14 protein-coding genes are annotated in these 14,677 nt (G+C 30.5%); 1 reads left to right on the top strand and 13 read right to left on the bottom strand.

The genetic code is table 11. The features are described 5' to 3' along the window. Window positions 1–122: 122 nt before the first annotated feature. The 13 genes from ACFWU4_RS13425 to ACFWU4_RS13365 form a co-directional block, all read right to left on the bottom strand. Window positions 123–1,247 carry an O-antigen ligase family protein gene (locus ACFWU4_RS13425; protein ID WP_411128728.1) on the bottom strand — a complete coding sequence of 375 codons (1,125 nt, stop codon included), beginning with the start codon at window positions 1,245–1,247 and terminating at the stop codon, window positions 123–125. Window positions 1,248–1,314: 67 nt separating this feature from the next. Next, window positions 1,315–2,748 (bottom strand): MBOAT family O-acyltransferase, encoded by a 1,434-nt coding sequence (locus ACFWU4_RS13420; RefSeq protein ID WP_411128726.1) that lies wholly within the window; start codon window positions 2,746–2,748, stop codon window positions 1,315–1,317. A gap of 16 nt (window positions 2,749–2,764) precedes the next feature. Then, the gene (locus ACFWU4_RS13415) at window positions 2,765–3,733 is read right to left on the bottom strand and encodes a hypothetical protein (RefSeq protein ID WP_411128725.1); all 969 of its coding nucleotides are present in this window, start codon (window positions 3,731–3,733) and stop codon (window positions 2,765–2,767) included. Further along, window positions 3,730–4,833, bottom strand: a complete 1,104-nt coding sequence (locus tag ACFWU4_RS13410) for a glycosyltransferase family 4 protein (protein WP_411128723.1) — start codon at window positions 4,831–4,833, stop codon at window positions 3,730–3,732. The genes ACFWU4_RS13415 and ACFWU4_RS13410 overlap by 4 nt, the downstream gene beginning before the upstream one ends. Window positions 4,834–4,900: 67 nt before the next feature. Beyond that, on the bottom strand, window positions 4,901–5,902 hold the full coding sequence (locus ACFWU4_RS13405; protein ID WP_411128721.1) for an acyltransferase family protein: 1,002 nt from the start codon (window positions 5,900–5,902) through the stop codon (window positions 4,901–4,903). A 114-nt stretch (window positions 5,903–6,016) separates the two neighbouring features. Continuing rightward, complete coding sequence (locus tag ACFWU4_RS13400; RefSeq protein ID WP_411128719.1) at window positions 6,017–7,396, bottom strand: nucleotide sugar dehydrogenase; 1,380 nt, start codon at window positions 7,394–7,396, stop codon at window positions 6,017–6,019. A 163-nt stretch (window positions 7,397–7,559) separates the two neighbouring features. Further along, window positions 7,560–8,579: an NAD-dependent epimerase gene (locus tag ACFWU4_RS13395; RefSeq protein ID WP_411128717.1), complete on the bottom strand. Its 1,020-nt coding sequence runs from the start codon at window positions 8,577–8,579 to the stop codon at window positions 7,560–7,562. A gap of 82 nt (window positions 8,580–8,661) precedes the next feature. Next, window positions 8,662–9,039 carry a hypothetical protein gene (locus ACFWU4_RS13390; protein ID WP_411128715.1) on the bottom strand — a complete coding sequence of 126 codons (378 nt, stop codon included), beginning with the start codon at window positions 9,037–9,039 and terminating at the stop codon, window positions 8,662–8,664. Window positions 9,040–9,045: 6 nt separating this feature from the next. Further along, the gene (locus ACFWU4_RS13385; protein ID WP_411128713.1) at window positions 9,046–10,245 is read right to left on the bottom strand and encodes an alanine dehydrogenase; all 1,200 of its coding nucleotides are present in this window, start codon (window positions 10,243–10,245) and stop codon (window positions 9,046–9,048) included. Window positions 10,246–10,361: 116 nt separating this feature from the next. Beyond that, on the bottom strand, window positions 10,362–10,916 hold the full coding sequence (locus tag ACFWU4_RS13380; RefSeq protein WP_411128711.1) for a hypothetical protein: 555 nt from the start codon (window positions 10,914–10,916) through the stop codon (window positions 10,362–10,364). Further along, window positions 10,858–11,001: a hypothetical protein gene (locus ACFWU4_RS13375; protein WP_411128709.1), complete on the bottom strand. Its 144-nt coding sequence runs from the start codon at window positions 10,999–11,001 to the stop codon at window positions 10,858–10,860. The genes ACFWU4_RS13380 and ACFWU4_RS13375 overlap by 59 nt, the downstream gene beginning before the upstream one ends. Window positions 11,002–11,158: 157 nt before the next feature. After that, complete coding sequence (tsaE, locus tag ACFWU4_RS13370; RefSeq protein ID WP_411128708.1) at window positions 11,159–11,623, bottom strand: tRNA (adenosine(37)-N6)-threonylcarbamoyltransferase complex ATPase subunit type 1 TsaE; 465 nt, start codon at window positions 11,621–11,623, stop codon at window positions 11,159–11,161. A 137-nt stretch (window positions 11,624–11,760) separates the two neighbouring features. Further along, complete coding sequence (locus ACFWU4_RS13365; RefSeq protein WP_411128706.1) at window positions 11,761–13,311, bottom strand: PglZ domain-containing protein; 1,551 nt, start codon at window positions 13,309–13,311, stop codon at window positions 11,761–11,763. Between the two features lie 40 nt (window positions 13,312–13,351). On the opposite strand from ACFWU4_RS13365, the gene ACFWU4_RS13360 reads away from it, so the two are divergent. Further along, window positions 13,352–14,581: an HD domain-containing protein gene (locus tag ACFWU4_RS13360; protein WP_411128705.1), complete on the top strand. Its 1,230-nt coding sequence runs from the start codon at window positions 13,352–13,354 to the stop codon at window positions 14,579–14,581. The last annotated feature ends 96 nt before the right edge of the window (window positions 14,582–14,677 follow it).

The raw sequence follows: 14,677 nt of genomic DNA, 5'->3' as shown, positions 1-14,677 counted from the left end.
TAAAGTAAATACCCACTACTATAATTAATAGTGGGTATTTACTTTAATAAAAGAATTAATAGAGTAGTTTATTTTCGTTAAATGACATTTAATATTATTTTCAAAGACTATTAAAATAAAATTCAGGTTTGAACTAGTGTTAGTTCCTCTTCTTCCTCTTCTTCTTCTTCTTCCTTTGCCAAGTAAATCTGATACTGTATCCACATAGCTGAAAAAGACACATAATAAAACGTAAAAAAGTTATGATTTGCTAAAAGAAACAGTGAAAGCGCAATTGTTTGCATTATCAAATTTGGCTTTTTATTAAAATAAAACAAGCTCATAACCATTAGATATCCAATATATGAAACAAACAAAAAGAAAGGTAAAATGCCTGCTTCACCTATTACCATTAAATAAGAATTATGGACTCCTAATCCATGTCCTTCTTTTCCTGAGAATGAGCCATAACCATTTCCAATTAATGGAGCCTCAAGTATATCGTCGTAGAATCTAGCCCAAGTATCAGCTCTTGAATCTTCGCTTATCTCTTCTGATGAGACTCCTTCACTACTAACTGCTGCTTTTAATTGATCAAATCTTGGGTTATTAAGCCCTACGACTTCATCAATAAAAAATAATGTACCAATAATCAAAAAGCCTAGGCCAAAAATTCTAATGTTCTTGATACTTATTTTAAGAGAAATTACATTTATTAACAACCAAATGACAATAAAAGTTCTTGAAAAGGTTAATAATCCAGCAAGGGTAAATAAAAATTGGCCAATTAATTTTAAATTAATGTTTTTTAAGCCATAAGTTGTTGCGTAGCCCGTGATACAAATAAAACCAGCCACATTAGCATTTAAATAAAAACCGGCATAACGTCCGAAATCACTAGTAAAGAAAACAGCCTCTAGAGGAACAGTTAATGAGCCAATTAATAAAAAAACATAAAATTCTAAGGTACTAATATGTTTAGCCATTTCGTAAGCGCAAAGCAAATAAATAAAGTATTTAATAGCATCAAACACAAACATAAATGCTGGTCCAACATACCTGAGACTAGAAATTATAAAAAACAAAAGAGATATTATAATAAGCCACCAATTCGGTGCTGTTTTTTTTTCAAAAAAGTAATAAAGTGCTAAAAGTCCTATTGTGGCATAACTTAAAAGTCCACCTACAGTAGATCCATAACTAACTAAAGCTATAGAAGGTAAGTTCAATAATACTAATGCAAAAGTGATATACTTTAATATATTCATTTGACTTTAACTGACATTTTTGTGTTGGTGTATTATCTTGATAAATTAAAAATTAAATACAAATATATTAAAATTGGAAATAGATAAACTCCTGTTGTTCGCCAGTAAAACTGAAAATTAAAACTATAATAAGTAAATAAAATGACCATCGCATTGGTTTATTGATGAAATCTATTTTTGCAATGGCGTACTCACCAGCCCTTCCCAGCCACTCAATAGACATAAAAAATGCAACTAACAGTAATATTGTTGTTGGGAATATAGCCGATTTAGCAAATAAAGTATCAGTAAATATGTTTTGAATATAAAGTAAAGCCTGAGTTACGTTATCTGCTCTAAAGAAAATCCAAGCGATTAATGTAATAAAAAATGTTGTTGCCATTTGAAATAATTCTTTTAACGTTGGTAAGTATTTCCCCTCCGCTACCAAATTAGTATTGACTCTATTCTTATTAAGTAATAATAACGGTAAAAAGTAGATTGCATTTAATGCTCCCCAAACAACAAAGGTCCAATTAGCTCCATGCCAAAACCCACTCACTATGAAAATTATAAAGGTATTTCTAATTTTCATTTTGAGTCCTCCTTTACTACCTCCTAGTGGAATATAAAGATAATCTCTAAACCAAGTAGATAAAGAAATATGCCAACGCCTCCAAAACTCAGCTATATCTCTCGAAAAGTATGGGAAAGCAAAATTTCGTTTTAAATCAAAACCAAATAGTCTAGAAATACCGATAGCAATATCTGAATATCCTGAAAAATCACCATAAATTTGAAAAGCAAAGAAAAAAGCTCCAAGTAATAAAGTGCTGCCAGAATAATCCTCGTAATTATTAAAAATTATATTGGCATATTTAGCACAATTATCTGCTATGACAACTTTTTTAAACATACCCCAAAGTACTTGCCTAAGTCCATCTACCGCTTTTGAGTATTCAAATTTTCTTTTTATGTGGAATTGAGGTAGTAGGTTAGTAGCTCTCTCTATTGGTCCAGCAACTAGTTGTGGGAAAAAACTAACAAATGCCATAAACGCAACAAAATCTTTAGTAGGCTCTAATTTTTTATTATAAACATCTATGGTATAACTCAAAGTTTGAAATGTGTAAAAGCTAATCCCAACTGGTAATATTATGTTAAGTGTATCAACATTTAGTTTGCCACCAAAAAATGTGAATGAATTCACAAGACTATCAACGAAAAAATTATAATATTTAAAAAAACCGAGAAAACCTAGATTTATACATATACTAATCCATAAAAAGAGCTTACGTTTAGACTGTTTTGATTCATTTTTTAATTTTAAACCTATTGTATAGTCTACAATAGAACTAAAAAGGATAAGAAAAAGAAAGCGCCAATCCCACCAACCATAAAAGACATAACTCGATATAGCAATAAGTACATTTTGGCTGTTAATTCGTTTACTACCTATTAGCCAATAAAGAGCAAATACTATGGGTAAAAACAGAAAAAACTCGATAGAATTAAATAGCATAAGAATTTTAATTAAGTTAGTATTTTTCTTTTATAATGTCAATAAGTTGTTTACTGGCCTTTATTGCACCTCGAACATTAGAATGATGATAGTCAGAAAAGTCTTGATCAATATATGTGTAAATATGATTTTTGTAAGAATTTAAATCATAATAAGAGACACCCTTAGCTCTCATCGATGTTTTGAAGTAACTGTTCTCATCATTATTATTAGTCAGTTTCAAACGAGAGGGTGGGTATGGAGTCCTAGTGCATATTAATTTAATATTATTGGATTCTGCCAATTTGTGAATTTTATCAAAAAAATAGTTAAAACGTTTTTGATTGAATATAGTATTATCAAAGTTTGAAATTGGTTTAAAACTATTTATTGCATCGTTGTTCACAATTGTTGTGTCATATAAAAAGCCTCTAATCCATCTCTTATTTAAATTTTTTTTCTTTTTACTTTGAGATAATGCAAAAGTTAGATCTTTTTTAATATAGTTGTTATACTTCATTAGGGGTACAGTATAATTTAAAATACCGTTTTTACCATAACCGTCAATTACTAAATCGAATTTGTTTTTTGTGGATTTAAAGAAAGAAGCGTTAGAAAATATCTGATAAAAATCGTGACTATCGTCTGAAGAAGGCAAGAACAAGTCTAAAATTACAAATTTTGGTTTTTGATAATCTATAACCTCTTTCAAAGCATAATAGGATTCTGCAATGTCTTGTGCAGATGTACCCATATTGTATGACTTTAACTGCAAGCCTTCATCAATTATTTTTGGATTAAAGGCAGTATATGATCGACTAGACCCTAATATAATTATGTCATAGGTATTCTTATTACTATGTATGTCTTCCCATTTTAAATAATTTTTATGGGTTTTATTTTTGATAGCTTTGTAAGCAGGATACTCATAAATGACCAGTATAATTAAATTAATTAATACAAAGAAAAATGCCCCATAAGCGACCTGTCTTAAGAACTTTTTCATTTTGTTAAGTGTTTAGAAATTAAAGCTTCCCATTGCGATGTAACATGCGTATCGATGTACTTCTCAGTGGTTAACAATGCTTTTTTAGAAAATGAATTACGTAAATTTACATCTTCCGTAAGCATTTTTAATTTTTCAACAAATTGCTCTTGATTGTCAACTGGTACCAAAAATCCATTCTCACCATCATTTATCAATTCAGAAGGCCCATAATTACAATCTGTACTTAACGATGGTAGTCCAAAAGTCATAGCTTCTAATAAAACATTTGGGAAGCCTTCTGCTTTTGAGGCAAAGGCGAAAATTGAGGCTTTGTTATAATAATTATGGACATCTTTTATCTGGGATAAAATTTCTACCTTATCTGAAAGATTATTATTTTGAATTAAAGTTTTTATTTTTTCTTTATTTGGTCCATCACCTATTAAAAGTAATTTCCAGTCAGTCAATTCCAATTTATGAAAGGCTAATACTATTTTTTCCTGTCGCTTATCGTTATTTAAAGTCCCTACTGTTAATATGATTTTTTCTCTATTACGATAATCTATTCTTAGTTTAGATAATTTTGAGGCTATTGGGTTTGGTAAAACGGTTATAGACTTAGTTTTTATCATACTATTGTAAATATCCTTAACTTTATTTGTTTGCGCCACTAAGCAATCAGCTTTAGGATAAATAAATTTTCTTAAAAGTAGCCAAAATTTCGGTATATCGTTCTTTAAAGGATCATTACGTTCACTAATAATACTAGGGATATTGTTTGATTTAGCCGCTAAAGTTGCAATAATATTTGCAGACGTAATAAAACCAATTAATAGATCTATTTTGTTTGTCTTTGTGATGTATTTGACTTTTTTATAGATAGAATAATTTAATTTTATTGAATCAAATACCGAGGCCGGTTTATTTAATGCATTTAAGCAGGAAACCACATTAACATCAGTATCAAGCGCATAAAAGGGTTCTGAACTTATAAAGGTTATTATGGTTACATCGAAGTTTTTAACAAGTTCATTACTTAAATTAGTGATAACACGCTCTGCACCACCAGATTTTAGTGCACCAATGACAAAAGCAATTTTCTGTTTTTTATGTGTCATAAATTTTTTTATAATAACTATAAAAAATAAAGCTAAAGCTAATACTCCTTATTTTAATACTTTTACTTTATTTTGAACCTATAAGTTCTCTTCCCCATTTAAATTTCATAATTACGTAACCTAACGAAATTGAAATAAGCATTGACCCTAAGAATGCTATAATAATTCCTATGGTAGGAGATAGGCCTTGTATTATAAGAAATGTAAAATAGACCTTTAAGATAGGTTGATGTATTAGATAAATATAATAACTAGTATGGTTTATTAATTTGGTTAATGGTTTTATTTTTTCAACCGAACTTTTATATTTCTCCACAACTATATTCAAAAAGCCATATACAAAGCATAAAGCTAAAATACTAATAACTAACAATGCTTGTCTATTTGTTATAAGTAGGTATTTATTATCGAGCGTTTGTGCGAAATAAAAATACAAACTAAAGATGGCTAAATGAGCTAGGAATATATATAAAACTTTACCTTTTAAATAATTCAAAATAGTCGATGAATTTTTACTAAAGTAATTTCCTAATAAAAAGAATATAAAATATCTGAATACTCGTCCAATTGGTTGAAGATTATAATATAAAAATAATACAGATATGATATAAAGAAACGAACCTAAAACAATTCCAAAAACTATTTTTTTATTAAGATAATCTTCAAATTTATAATATATCATAAACATAATGAACATCATTAATAAAAACCATAAATGACCACTATCTGTCCATAAATGAGCCAAATAAGAACCAAAATTATTATAATCTAAGAAAAAGTATATATAAATTGGTGCAAGGATGAAATAAGGTACTATTAATCTCCTGGATTTTTTATAAAATAGTGTTTTATAATTTCCATATTTACCATAATTTGATCTCAGAAAGTGATATATATAGCCAGATATAAAAACAAATAATGGCATTGAAAATGTAGAAATGTAACTTCCTAAATAGTCGGCATAGATATTGTATTCAAAATATTGACTAACACCCCAACTTCCTCTATATGGGGAAAATGAGTGCCTTAGGACGACTAGCAATATGCCAACTGCCCTTAAAATATCCATGTGGTTTAAGTCCCTTTTCAAAATAAGAAAATAATAGTTTACAGGTTAGTAACCTTAATAGTTGACATCTATTATGAGTATTATTTAACACTTATAATAGGTGTCTTAGATTATTTATTTCCCTATAGAAGAATATTCAAAACCTATAGCTTCCATTTCTTTTTGATCTAAAATATTTCTACCATCAAAAATAAAAGCTGGTTTTTTCATACCATCGTAAATTTTCTGCCAGTCAAAAGCTTTAAACTCATCCCATTCTGTCATTATTGCTATTGCATGTGCATCTTTAGCAGCCTCATAAGGGTCACTATATGTTTTAACAAGGTCTTTATTTTCTTCTTCTGATCTTGTATTAAGATAGTTAAGATCTAGTTGTGTTCTTTCTTCAGAGACTTTAGGATCGTAAACAGCAATATGTGCTTGTTCACTTAGTAAATGATCTGCAACGTAGATTGCAGCTGACTCACGCGTATCGTTAGTATCTTTCTTAAAAGCCCATCCGAGCATCGCAATTTTTTTACCTGATACAGTATTATATAAAGTGCTAATTAGATTATCCGAAAATCTTCTTTTTTGGTGATCGTTTAAAATAATAACCTGTTCCCAATAATCAGCAACTTCATTTAGTCCATAACTTCTTGCAATATAGACTAGGTTAAGAATATCTTTTTGAAAACAAGAACCACCAAAACCAATAGATGCATTTAAAAATTTAGATCCAATTCTAGAATCCATACCAATTGCTCTTGCTACTTCACCAACATTAGCTTCAGTTTTTTCGCATAATTCTGAGATAGCATTTATAGAAGATATTCTTTGTGCTAAAAAGGCATTTGCAGTTAGTTTAGATAATTCAGAAGACCAAACGTTAGTTCTTAATATTCTGTCTTGCGACACCCAACTACCATAAACATTGGCTAAGCTTTCTATTGCATCTTCAGATTCTCCACCAATTAATACACGATCTGGATTTAATAAATCTTCTATTGCAGTTCCTTCCGCTAAAAATTCTGGATTTGATAAAATGCTATATTTAACACCATTACCTGTATTGTCTAAAATACTTTTTATAGCTTGAGCCGTTCTAACAGGAAGTGTAGACTTTTCTACAACAATCTTATCCGACTTTGCAACCTCTGCGATATTCCTAGCACACAACTCAACATATTTTAAATCTGCGGCCATTCCTTTACCTTTTCCGTAAGTCTTAGTCGGAGTGTTTACTGAAATAAAAATCATTTCAGAGGCATTGATCGCTTTATCTATTTCTGTAGAAAAGAAAAGATTTTTCCCTCTTGTTTCTTTAACGATTTCTGCTAAACCTGGTTCGTATATTGGTAATTTTGAAACGTCTTCGTCATTCCAAGCAGCAATTCGTTCTGCATTGATATCTACGATTGTAACTTTAATATGTGGGTTTTTCTTTGCTATAACTGCCATTGTTGGTCCACCAACATATCCAGCGCCTATGCAACAAATATTTGTAATTTTCATGGTTATAAGTTTATTTGATTCGGGTTCATTTATTATAATCGGGGCAAATTTGTATGAAAAAATCTAATTGCCCGAAATTTTTATACTAACGACTTGTTTTTACGATAAACTCCATTATTTCTCTTATGTGAGCAGAAACTATCGTTATAATCATTCGTCTTTATTAACTGTAATATCCTTTAAACCAATCTATAAAAGATTTCACACCTTCTTTTATAGACGTATTTGGTTGATAGTCATAATCCTTTATTAATTCATCTACATCAGCCCATGTTCTTTCTACATCACCTGGCTGCATTGGCAACATGTTTTTATCTGCGGTTTTATCTAAATTGAATTCAATCTCTTTAATAAAATCTAATAATTTAACAGAGTTGTTGTTTCCTATATTATAGATTTTATAAAGAGCGTTATTGTCTATCCTACTTTGTGGTGATTTTTCAATTATTCTTACTACACCTTCTACAATATCGTCTACATAGGTAAAGTCGCGCTCCATTTTACCATGATTAAAGACTTTTATAGGTCTATCATTTTCAATGGCATCTGTAAACAAAAACATTGCCATATCTGGTCGCCCCCAAGGTCCGTAAACTGTAAAAAATCGTAATCCTGTTGTTGGAATATTAAATAAATGACTGTAAGTATGCGCCATTAATTCATTACTTTTTTTAGTTGCAGCGTATAAACTTATTGGGTGATCTACATTGTCTTCAGTGCCAAAAGGTATTTTCTTGTTTAGACCATAAACGCTTGAACTACTTGCGTAAACAAGATGTTTTATAGTATTGTGTCGGCAGCATTCCAAAATATTAAGAAAGCCTACTAAATTTGAATCTATATAGGTCTCTGGGTTTTCTAGACTATATCTAACACCAGCTTGAGCAGCTAAGTTACATACAATGTCAAATTTTTCATCTTTAAACAGTTTAGGTAGTGCTTCTCTATCTTCAAGATTCATTCTTACGAATGAAAAATTCTCATTATTACTTTTACAGGTCTTATTAAAAACGGTGGCGTCATTTCTATTAATTCCTAGTTCTTCTAATCTCGAATACTTTAAATTAACATCGTAATAATCATTTATGTTGTCTAAACCAACAACCTTATGTCCTTTTTCTAATAGTACTTTGGCTGTAAAAAAACCTATGAAGCCAGCGGCTCCAGTAACTAATACTTTCATATTATATTTTTATTTAAATAGTTCTTTAGATGTAAATTTTAGAGTGACTGATCTAAAATTTAAATCGATTAATTTATATAAGTTAATCCATAACATAGTCAATTGATATCAGTGAAGCTATAGAGTCACAATTTTGAATTTTCAGAGCTATATTACGTTCTTTGTAACTATTATCAATGTGATATATATTACAAGAATCTAAGTCTGTTAAACTTTCAGAGAAATCTACGTTTCCAAATTTTATTAAGTTTTTTATTATGGTAGAATCTAATTTATTAGTAAAAATAAAGGTTGATGCATTGTCTGAATATTTTATTGGTTTAGAACCTATATTTTTTTTGGTTCTCGCATTAGGGCCATAATCGCAAGATGCATCCTTTCCATTTAAAAAAAACATCAGTATAACTAGTCCTATTGCAAAACCGCTAAGATAATAGCCTAAACGTTGAGTGAATTTCATTAAAAATTAAAATATTAAGAGATTAGCATCATTATAATCTAAACCAAACCATTCTGCTACAGACTTGTTTGTAAGAATACCATGGTATAAGTAAAGTCCGTTCTTTAATCCTCGATCAAAACGTAAGGCATTTTCTAAACCACCATATTCTCCAATTTCTAATAGATAAGGTGTGAAAATATTACTAATTGAAACGGATGCTGTTCTAGAATAGCGCGCCGGAATATTAGGCACACCATAATGTATTACACCATTATGCTCAAAAGTAGGATGATCGTGTGTAGTGACTTCACTGGTTTCGAAGCATCCACCCATATCTATACTAACATCAATGATTACCGAACCACGTTTCATATGCTCAACCATTGTTTCTGTCACTACTATGGGAGAACGATTTGTGCCTCTTACTGCTCCGATTGCTACATCGCAGCGCTTTAATGCTTTTAGAAGGTTTTTGGGTTGCATTGTTGACGTATATATTGTACGTCCTAAATTATTTTGAATACGTCTAAGTTTTGTGATTGAACTATCAAATACTTTTACATTTGCTCCGAGACCAATTGCTGATCTTGCTGCAAACTCACCAACGGTTCCAGCACCTAAAATAATGACTTCTGTCGGTGGTACGCCATTGATATTACCCATCATCAATCCATTTCCACCATTTACATTAGATAATAATTCTGAAGCAATTAAAATAGAAGCGGTTCCTGCGATTTCACTTAGTGAACGCACTGCAGGATATGCACCATCTTCATCTTTTATATATTCAAAAGCTAATGCTGTAATTCGTTTTTTTGCTAATGCCTCAAAGTATGATTTACTTTGGGTTTTTATCTGTAAAGCAGATATTAAAATGGTTTGTGGATTAATGAGTGAGATTTCATCTAAAGAAGGCGGTTCTACCTTAAGTATAATAGGGCAGGAGTAAACTTTTGCTGTATCTTTAGTTACCTCTGCACCAGCTTCGCTATAATCTTTGTCTTTAAAATTCGCGCCTTTTCCGGCTCCGGACTCTAATAAAACACGATGTCCGTTTGCAGTTAATGCCGAAACAGCATCTGGCGTTAAACACACACGTTTTTCTTGAAAATGAGTCTCTTTTGGAATTCCAATAAAAAGGTCTCCTTTTTGTTTAAGAATTTCTAGAGTTTCTTCTTGGGGAAGAAGTTGGGCTTTAGTGAAGGGTGATAAAGGTGTACTCATTAATCATTATAATTAGTATAGTAGCTGCAAGATAGTAAAAACACTTACATTAAGTGACGAAAAAAAATATCTCATATTTAAGTTACTAATACCCTATTACTTTATAAAATTGATGGTTAAAAATACTGCTTTACCTTACCCCAAACTGTTTTTGGCTTTATCATAAACTCTTCTTCGAGTTCTTCTAAACTTTTGTTAGCATCATTAATTTTGTTGAACATTTTGGCCCTAATAAGATATATTGAGGGTACAACTACGACTAAAATCGGGAGTAATACAACAAAAGTTCCTTCGTCAAGCTGTCCAGCTTCTGCATTCCAGCTATTCACGGCTTGAAAGGCAAACATAACAATCGGTACTAAAATGGCATGATACCACCAATGACGGCATGTGAAAAACCAAATGATTAATAAAAGAAATGGTATAAATTTACTTGTATATACCCACATGGCATATTGAGCTTCTTCCCAAGCTCCACTTGTATATGTAAATAAAAAAGTGTCCCATACCTTTGTGGCCGGGACACTTTCGTGTAATGAATAAAGTAGAGGAGTAGATACTATAATAGTGGCTAAAATGCTACCAACAATAGCACTCCTACTTAGACTTCTTTTATCCGTTTGGAATGAGTTTTCTAAGTTTTTTTTCGATTTGTGTTGTTGATTGTCCATCAAGGTCAATAATGTTAGTTGCTTCAGCAGTAAATAACATTCCTCCAAAAATCGCAATCGCTAGTACTAATTTTTTAGTTTTCATAATATAAGGGATTTAATTAATTAATTACTACAAAATTATGGTTGATACCCAAGTCGTAGAAATTAATTTTTGTTAAAATCCGATATATTTTGCGTTTTAAATTACGGTTTTTCCGTAATTACAAATCTATTTTTGTGAAATGTGAGTGAAATTTTGTTTAAAATTTCGTTTCTGTCATAGCAATATTTTTGGTTAAATTTTCTGTTTCTATAGTTAATTTGAGGGATCTTGTATTATCGTCTAAGTCAGTTATGGTAATTGCTTGACTGTTTTTTGGTATTATACTTTGAATACGATCTGGCCATTCTATAAATAACCAATGGTCACTGTAAAGATAGTCTTCAACACCAAAATTATAAGCTTCTTCTATAGATTCTATTCTATAAAAATCGAAATGAAAAACTTTATCGTTGGGTATTTTGTATTGATTAACAATAGAGAAGGTTGGGCTGGTAACAATATCCTTACTACCCATAGCCTTAATTAAAGCCTTTACAAAAGTAGTTTTGCCAGAGCCCATTGACCCATTTAATATTACAGTTTTAAACATAAAATTGGACAAAACTTTAGCTGCAATGCAATCAATATCCTTAATGTTGTATGTATACTCTATGGTTTTCACGTGTTCCGTTAGAATTTAAAAGACAATATTAAGTATAAAAAGTGGGATAACCTAGTAAAATATGTATTTCGTCGGATTTTTATGCTTTTAATCCATTAAGGAAGAAATATGCATTATCAGTATTTACATTAATATGGTTATTCTTTGGGGTCTAATACTACAAATGGAATGACCATTTCTTCTAAAGAGACACCACCATGCTGATAAGTATTTCTATAGTAACTTACATAATGATTATAGTTATTTGGATATGCCAAGAACATATCTCCTTTGGCAAATATGAACGAACTACTCATAGACAATGAAGGTAAATGCGCTGATTTAGGATTCTTAACCGCAAAAACATCCTTATCTTGGTAAGTTAAACTTCTACCTGTTTTATAACGCAAGTTTAAACTTGTATCTCTATCTCCAATGACTTTAGAAGGTGAATTTACATTTATTGTCCCATGATCTGTTGTTAGTATAAGCTTAAAACCTAGTTGTTGCGACAGCTGTATCATTTCTAACAACGGAGAGTTTTTAAACCAACTTACTGTTAATGAACGATATGCTTTATCGTTAGAAGCTAGTTCCTTTACCACTTCCATCTCTGTCTTAGAATGGGATAGCATATCTACAAAATTATATACAATCACATTTAAGTCGTTATCTTTGAGTGACCTAAAATTATCTACTAACTTCTTACCTGCTTTTAGATTAGTTATTTTGTGATACTCATGCTTTATATGATTTAGCCCTAAACGCTTTAATTGCTCCCTTAAAAAGTCGCCTTCGTGCATATTTTTACCACCTTCATCCGTATCATTTTTCCAATACTGAGGGAACAATTTTTCCATATCTGCTGGCATTAATCCAGAGAAAATAGCATTACGTGCATATTGTGTGGCAGTAGGTAAAATACTGTAAAAGGATAACTCAGATGCTTTTTTGTAATAATTATTTACAATGGGCTCAAAAGCTTTCCATTGATCGTATCTTAAGTTATCTATTACAATTAATACAGTTGGTTGTTTATCACTAAGCTCAGGCACTACCTTTTCTTTAAATAAGGTATGAGACATTATAGGTGCTTCTGTATTTGGTTGAAACCAATCCTCATAATTTTTTTCTATAAATTTGCCAAACTGCATATTAGCTTCTGTTTTTTGAGATTCTAATATGTCTGTCATCCCGACATCCTCAATGCTTTCTAATTGCAGCTCCCAGTATACAAGTTTCTGGTAAAGCTCTATCCATTCCTCATATGAGTTTACCATAGATAAATCCATAGAAATTTTTCTAAATTCTTGTTGATAATTCGAAGTGGTTTTTTCAGAAATAAGCCTTGAATGATCTAAATTCTTCTTCAGGCTTAATAATATTTGATTGGGATTCACAGGTTTAATTAAATAGTCAGCAATTTTATTGCCAATAGCTTCCTCCATAATATATTCTTCTTCACTTTTAGTGATCATTACAATAGGAAGGTTTGCTCTACGTTCTTTAATCTCATTTAATGTCTCAAGACCAGTAAGACCTGGCATATTTTCGTCTAAGAAAACAATATCAAAATTTGTATCATCAATAATCTCCAAAGCTTCAGTACCACTTTGGCAAGTAGTAACTTGGTATTCTTTCTTTTCTAAAAATAAGATGTGTGGCTTTAATAAATCGATTTCATCGTCAACCCAAAGAATATTTATCATGTTGGTGTATATTTGTTTCTTAATTAATGAATTTTAAGTTTTGCCTAAAAATAATAAGCTCAAAATATTTAACGATCCAATTTACGGATTTATTACTATTCCTAATTCACTAATTTTTGATCTTATTCAGCATAAATATTTTCAAAGACTAAGAAGAATAAGTCAAATGGGCTTATCCTATTTAGTTTATCCAGGTGCTCATCATACCCGTTTTCATCATGCATTAGGTAGTATGCATTTAATGCAAAAAGCTATCAATGTCCTTAGATTTAAAGGAGTTACTATTGCTGAGGATGAAGAAAATGGCCTATTAACAGCTATTTTATTACATGATATTGGTCATGGTCCGTTTTCTCATGCGATGGAGCACAGCATTGTAAAGGCTATTTCTCATGAAGAAATATCCTTGCATTTTATGGAAGAATTGAATAAAGAGTTTAACGGAAGTTTAACGTTAGCTATTTCAATTTTTAAGGGTGAGTATCCAAGAAAGTTTATGTGTCAGCTTATTTCAAGTCAATTAGATATGGATAGAGCTGATTATTTGAAGCGAGATAGTTTTTATACAGGTGTTGCGGAAGGTAACGTAAATAGTGAGCGTTTAATTACCATGTTAAATGTAAAAGATGACAAATTAGTTGTTGAAGAAAAAGGGATATACAGCGTAGAAAAATTTCTAGTTGCACGCAGATTTATGTACTGGCAAGTTTATCTGCATAAAACGGGTTTAGTTGCAGAACAGTTAGTAACTAGAGTTTTAAAACGTGCAAAAGAGTTAATTGAATTAGGAGTAAATTTAAATTGTAGTTCTGCGCTAAGTTATTTTTTGATTAATGGAATAAACTCTAAAAGTTTTGATAATGATACTTTAGCGATTTTTGCAAAATTAGATGATTATGATATTGTTTCTGCCCTAAAAGAGTGGCAATATCATGATGATTTTGTTTTAGGTAATCTTTGTGATATGATTATTAATAGAGATTTACTGAGAATTAAATTTAAAAATAAACCGATTAAAAATTCAGATCTTAAATTACATAGAGATAGTTTAATTAATAAGTATGGTGTAAGTCATCAAGAAGCTGATTACTTTGTTTTTAATGGAAAAGTAAGAAATCAAGGGTATCAAAACACTCAACAACCTATAAATATCCTTTTAAAATCAGGTAAAATTAAAGATATTTTAAAGGCTGCTGATCAATTAAACCTAAAAGCCTTGAGCAAACCAATAACCAAATACTATATATGCTATCCTAAGAAGAAAATGTAATCTTTTTTTCTATTTTTGTAGGAATCAGCGTTTACTTAAAAAATCAATTAATGGAAACATTCATATTCAAAACTTATAAAGTTAGGTATTAAAACG

Source organism: Winogradskyella sp. PE311 (assembly GCF_046545555.1).
Classification (GTDB): Bacteria; Bacteroidota; Bacteroidia; order Flavobacteriales; family Flavobacteriaceae; genus Winogradskyella.
The sequence above is the reverse complement of the archived record's forward strand: the minus strand, read 5'-3'. Positions and strand labels throughout refer to the sequence as shown.

Excerpts from the sequence above, each read along its gene's own strand:
- ACFWU4_RS13425 (WP_411128728.1), bottom strand. The coding sequence starts at position 1,247 with ATGAATATATTAAAGTATATCACTTTTGCATTAGTATTATTGAACTTA.
- ACFWU4_RS13420 (WP_411128726.1), bottom strand. The coding sequence starts at position 2,748 with ATGCTATTTAATTCTATCGAGTTTTTTCTGTTTTTACCCATAGTATTT.
- ACFWU4_RS13415 (WP_411128725.1), bottom strand. The coding sequence starts at position 3,733 with ATGAAAAAGTTCTTAAGACAGGTCGCTTATGGGGCATTTTTCTTTGTA.
- ACFWU4_RS13410 (WP_411128723.1), bottom strand. The coding sequence starts at position 4,833 with ATGACACATAAAAAACAGAAAATTGCTTTTGTCATTGGTGCACTAAAA.
- ACFWU4_RS13405 (WP_411128721.1), bottom strand. The coding sequence starts at position 5,902 with ATGGATATTTTAAGGGCAGTTGGCATATTGCTAGTCGTCCTAAGGCAC.
- ACFWU4_RS13400 (WP_411128719.1), bottom strand. The coding sequence starts at position 7,396 with ATGAAAATTACAAATATTTGTTGCATAGGCGCTGGATATGTTGGTGGA.
- ACFWU4_RS13395 (WP_411128717.1), bottom strand. The coding sequence starts at position 8,579 with ATGAAAGTATTAGTTACTGGAGCCGCTGGCTTCATAGGTTTTTTTACA.
- ACFWU4_RS13390 (WP_411128715.1), bottom strand. The coding sequence starts at position 9,039 with ATGAAATTCACTCAACGTTTAGGCTATTATCTTAGCGGTTTTGCAATA.
- ACFWU4_RS13385 (WP_411128713.1), bottom strand. The coding sequence starts at position 10,245 with ATGAGTACACCTTTATCACCCTTCACTAAAGCCCAACTTCTTCCCCAA.
- ACFWU4_RS13380 (WP_411128711.1), bottom strand. The coding sequence starts at position 10,916 with ATGGACAATCAACAACACAAATCGAAAAAAAACTTAGAAAACTCATTC.
- ACFWU4_RS13375 (WP_411128709.1), bottom strand. The coding sequence starts at position 11,001 with ATGAAAACTAAAAAATTAGTACTAGCGATTGCGATTTTTGGAGGAATG.
- ACFWU4_RS13365 (WP_411128706.1), bottom strand. The coding sequence starts at position 13,311 with ATGATAAATATTCTTTGGGTTGACGATGAAATCGATTTATTAAAGCCA.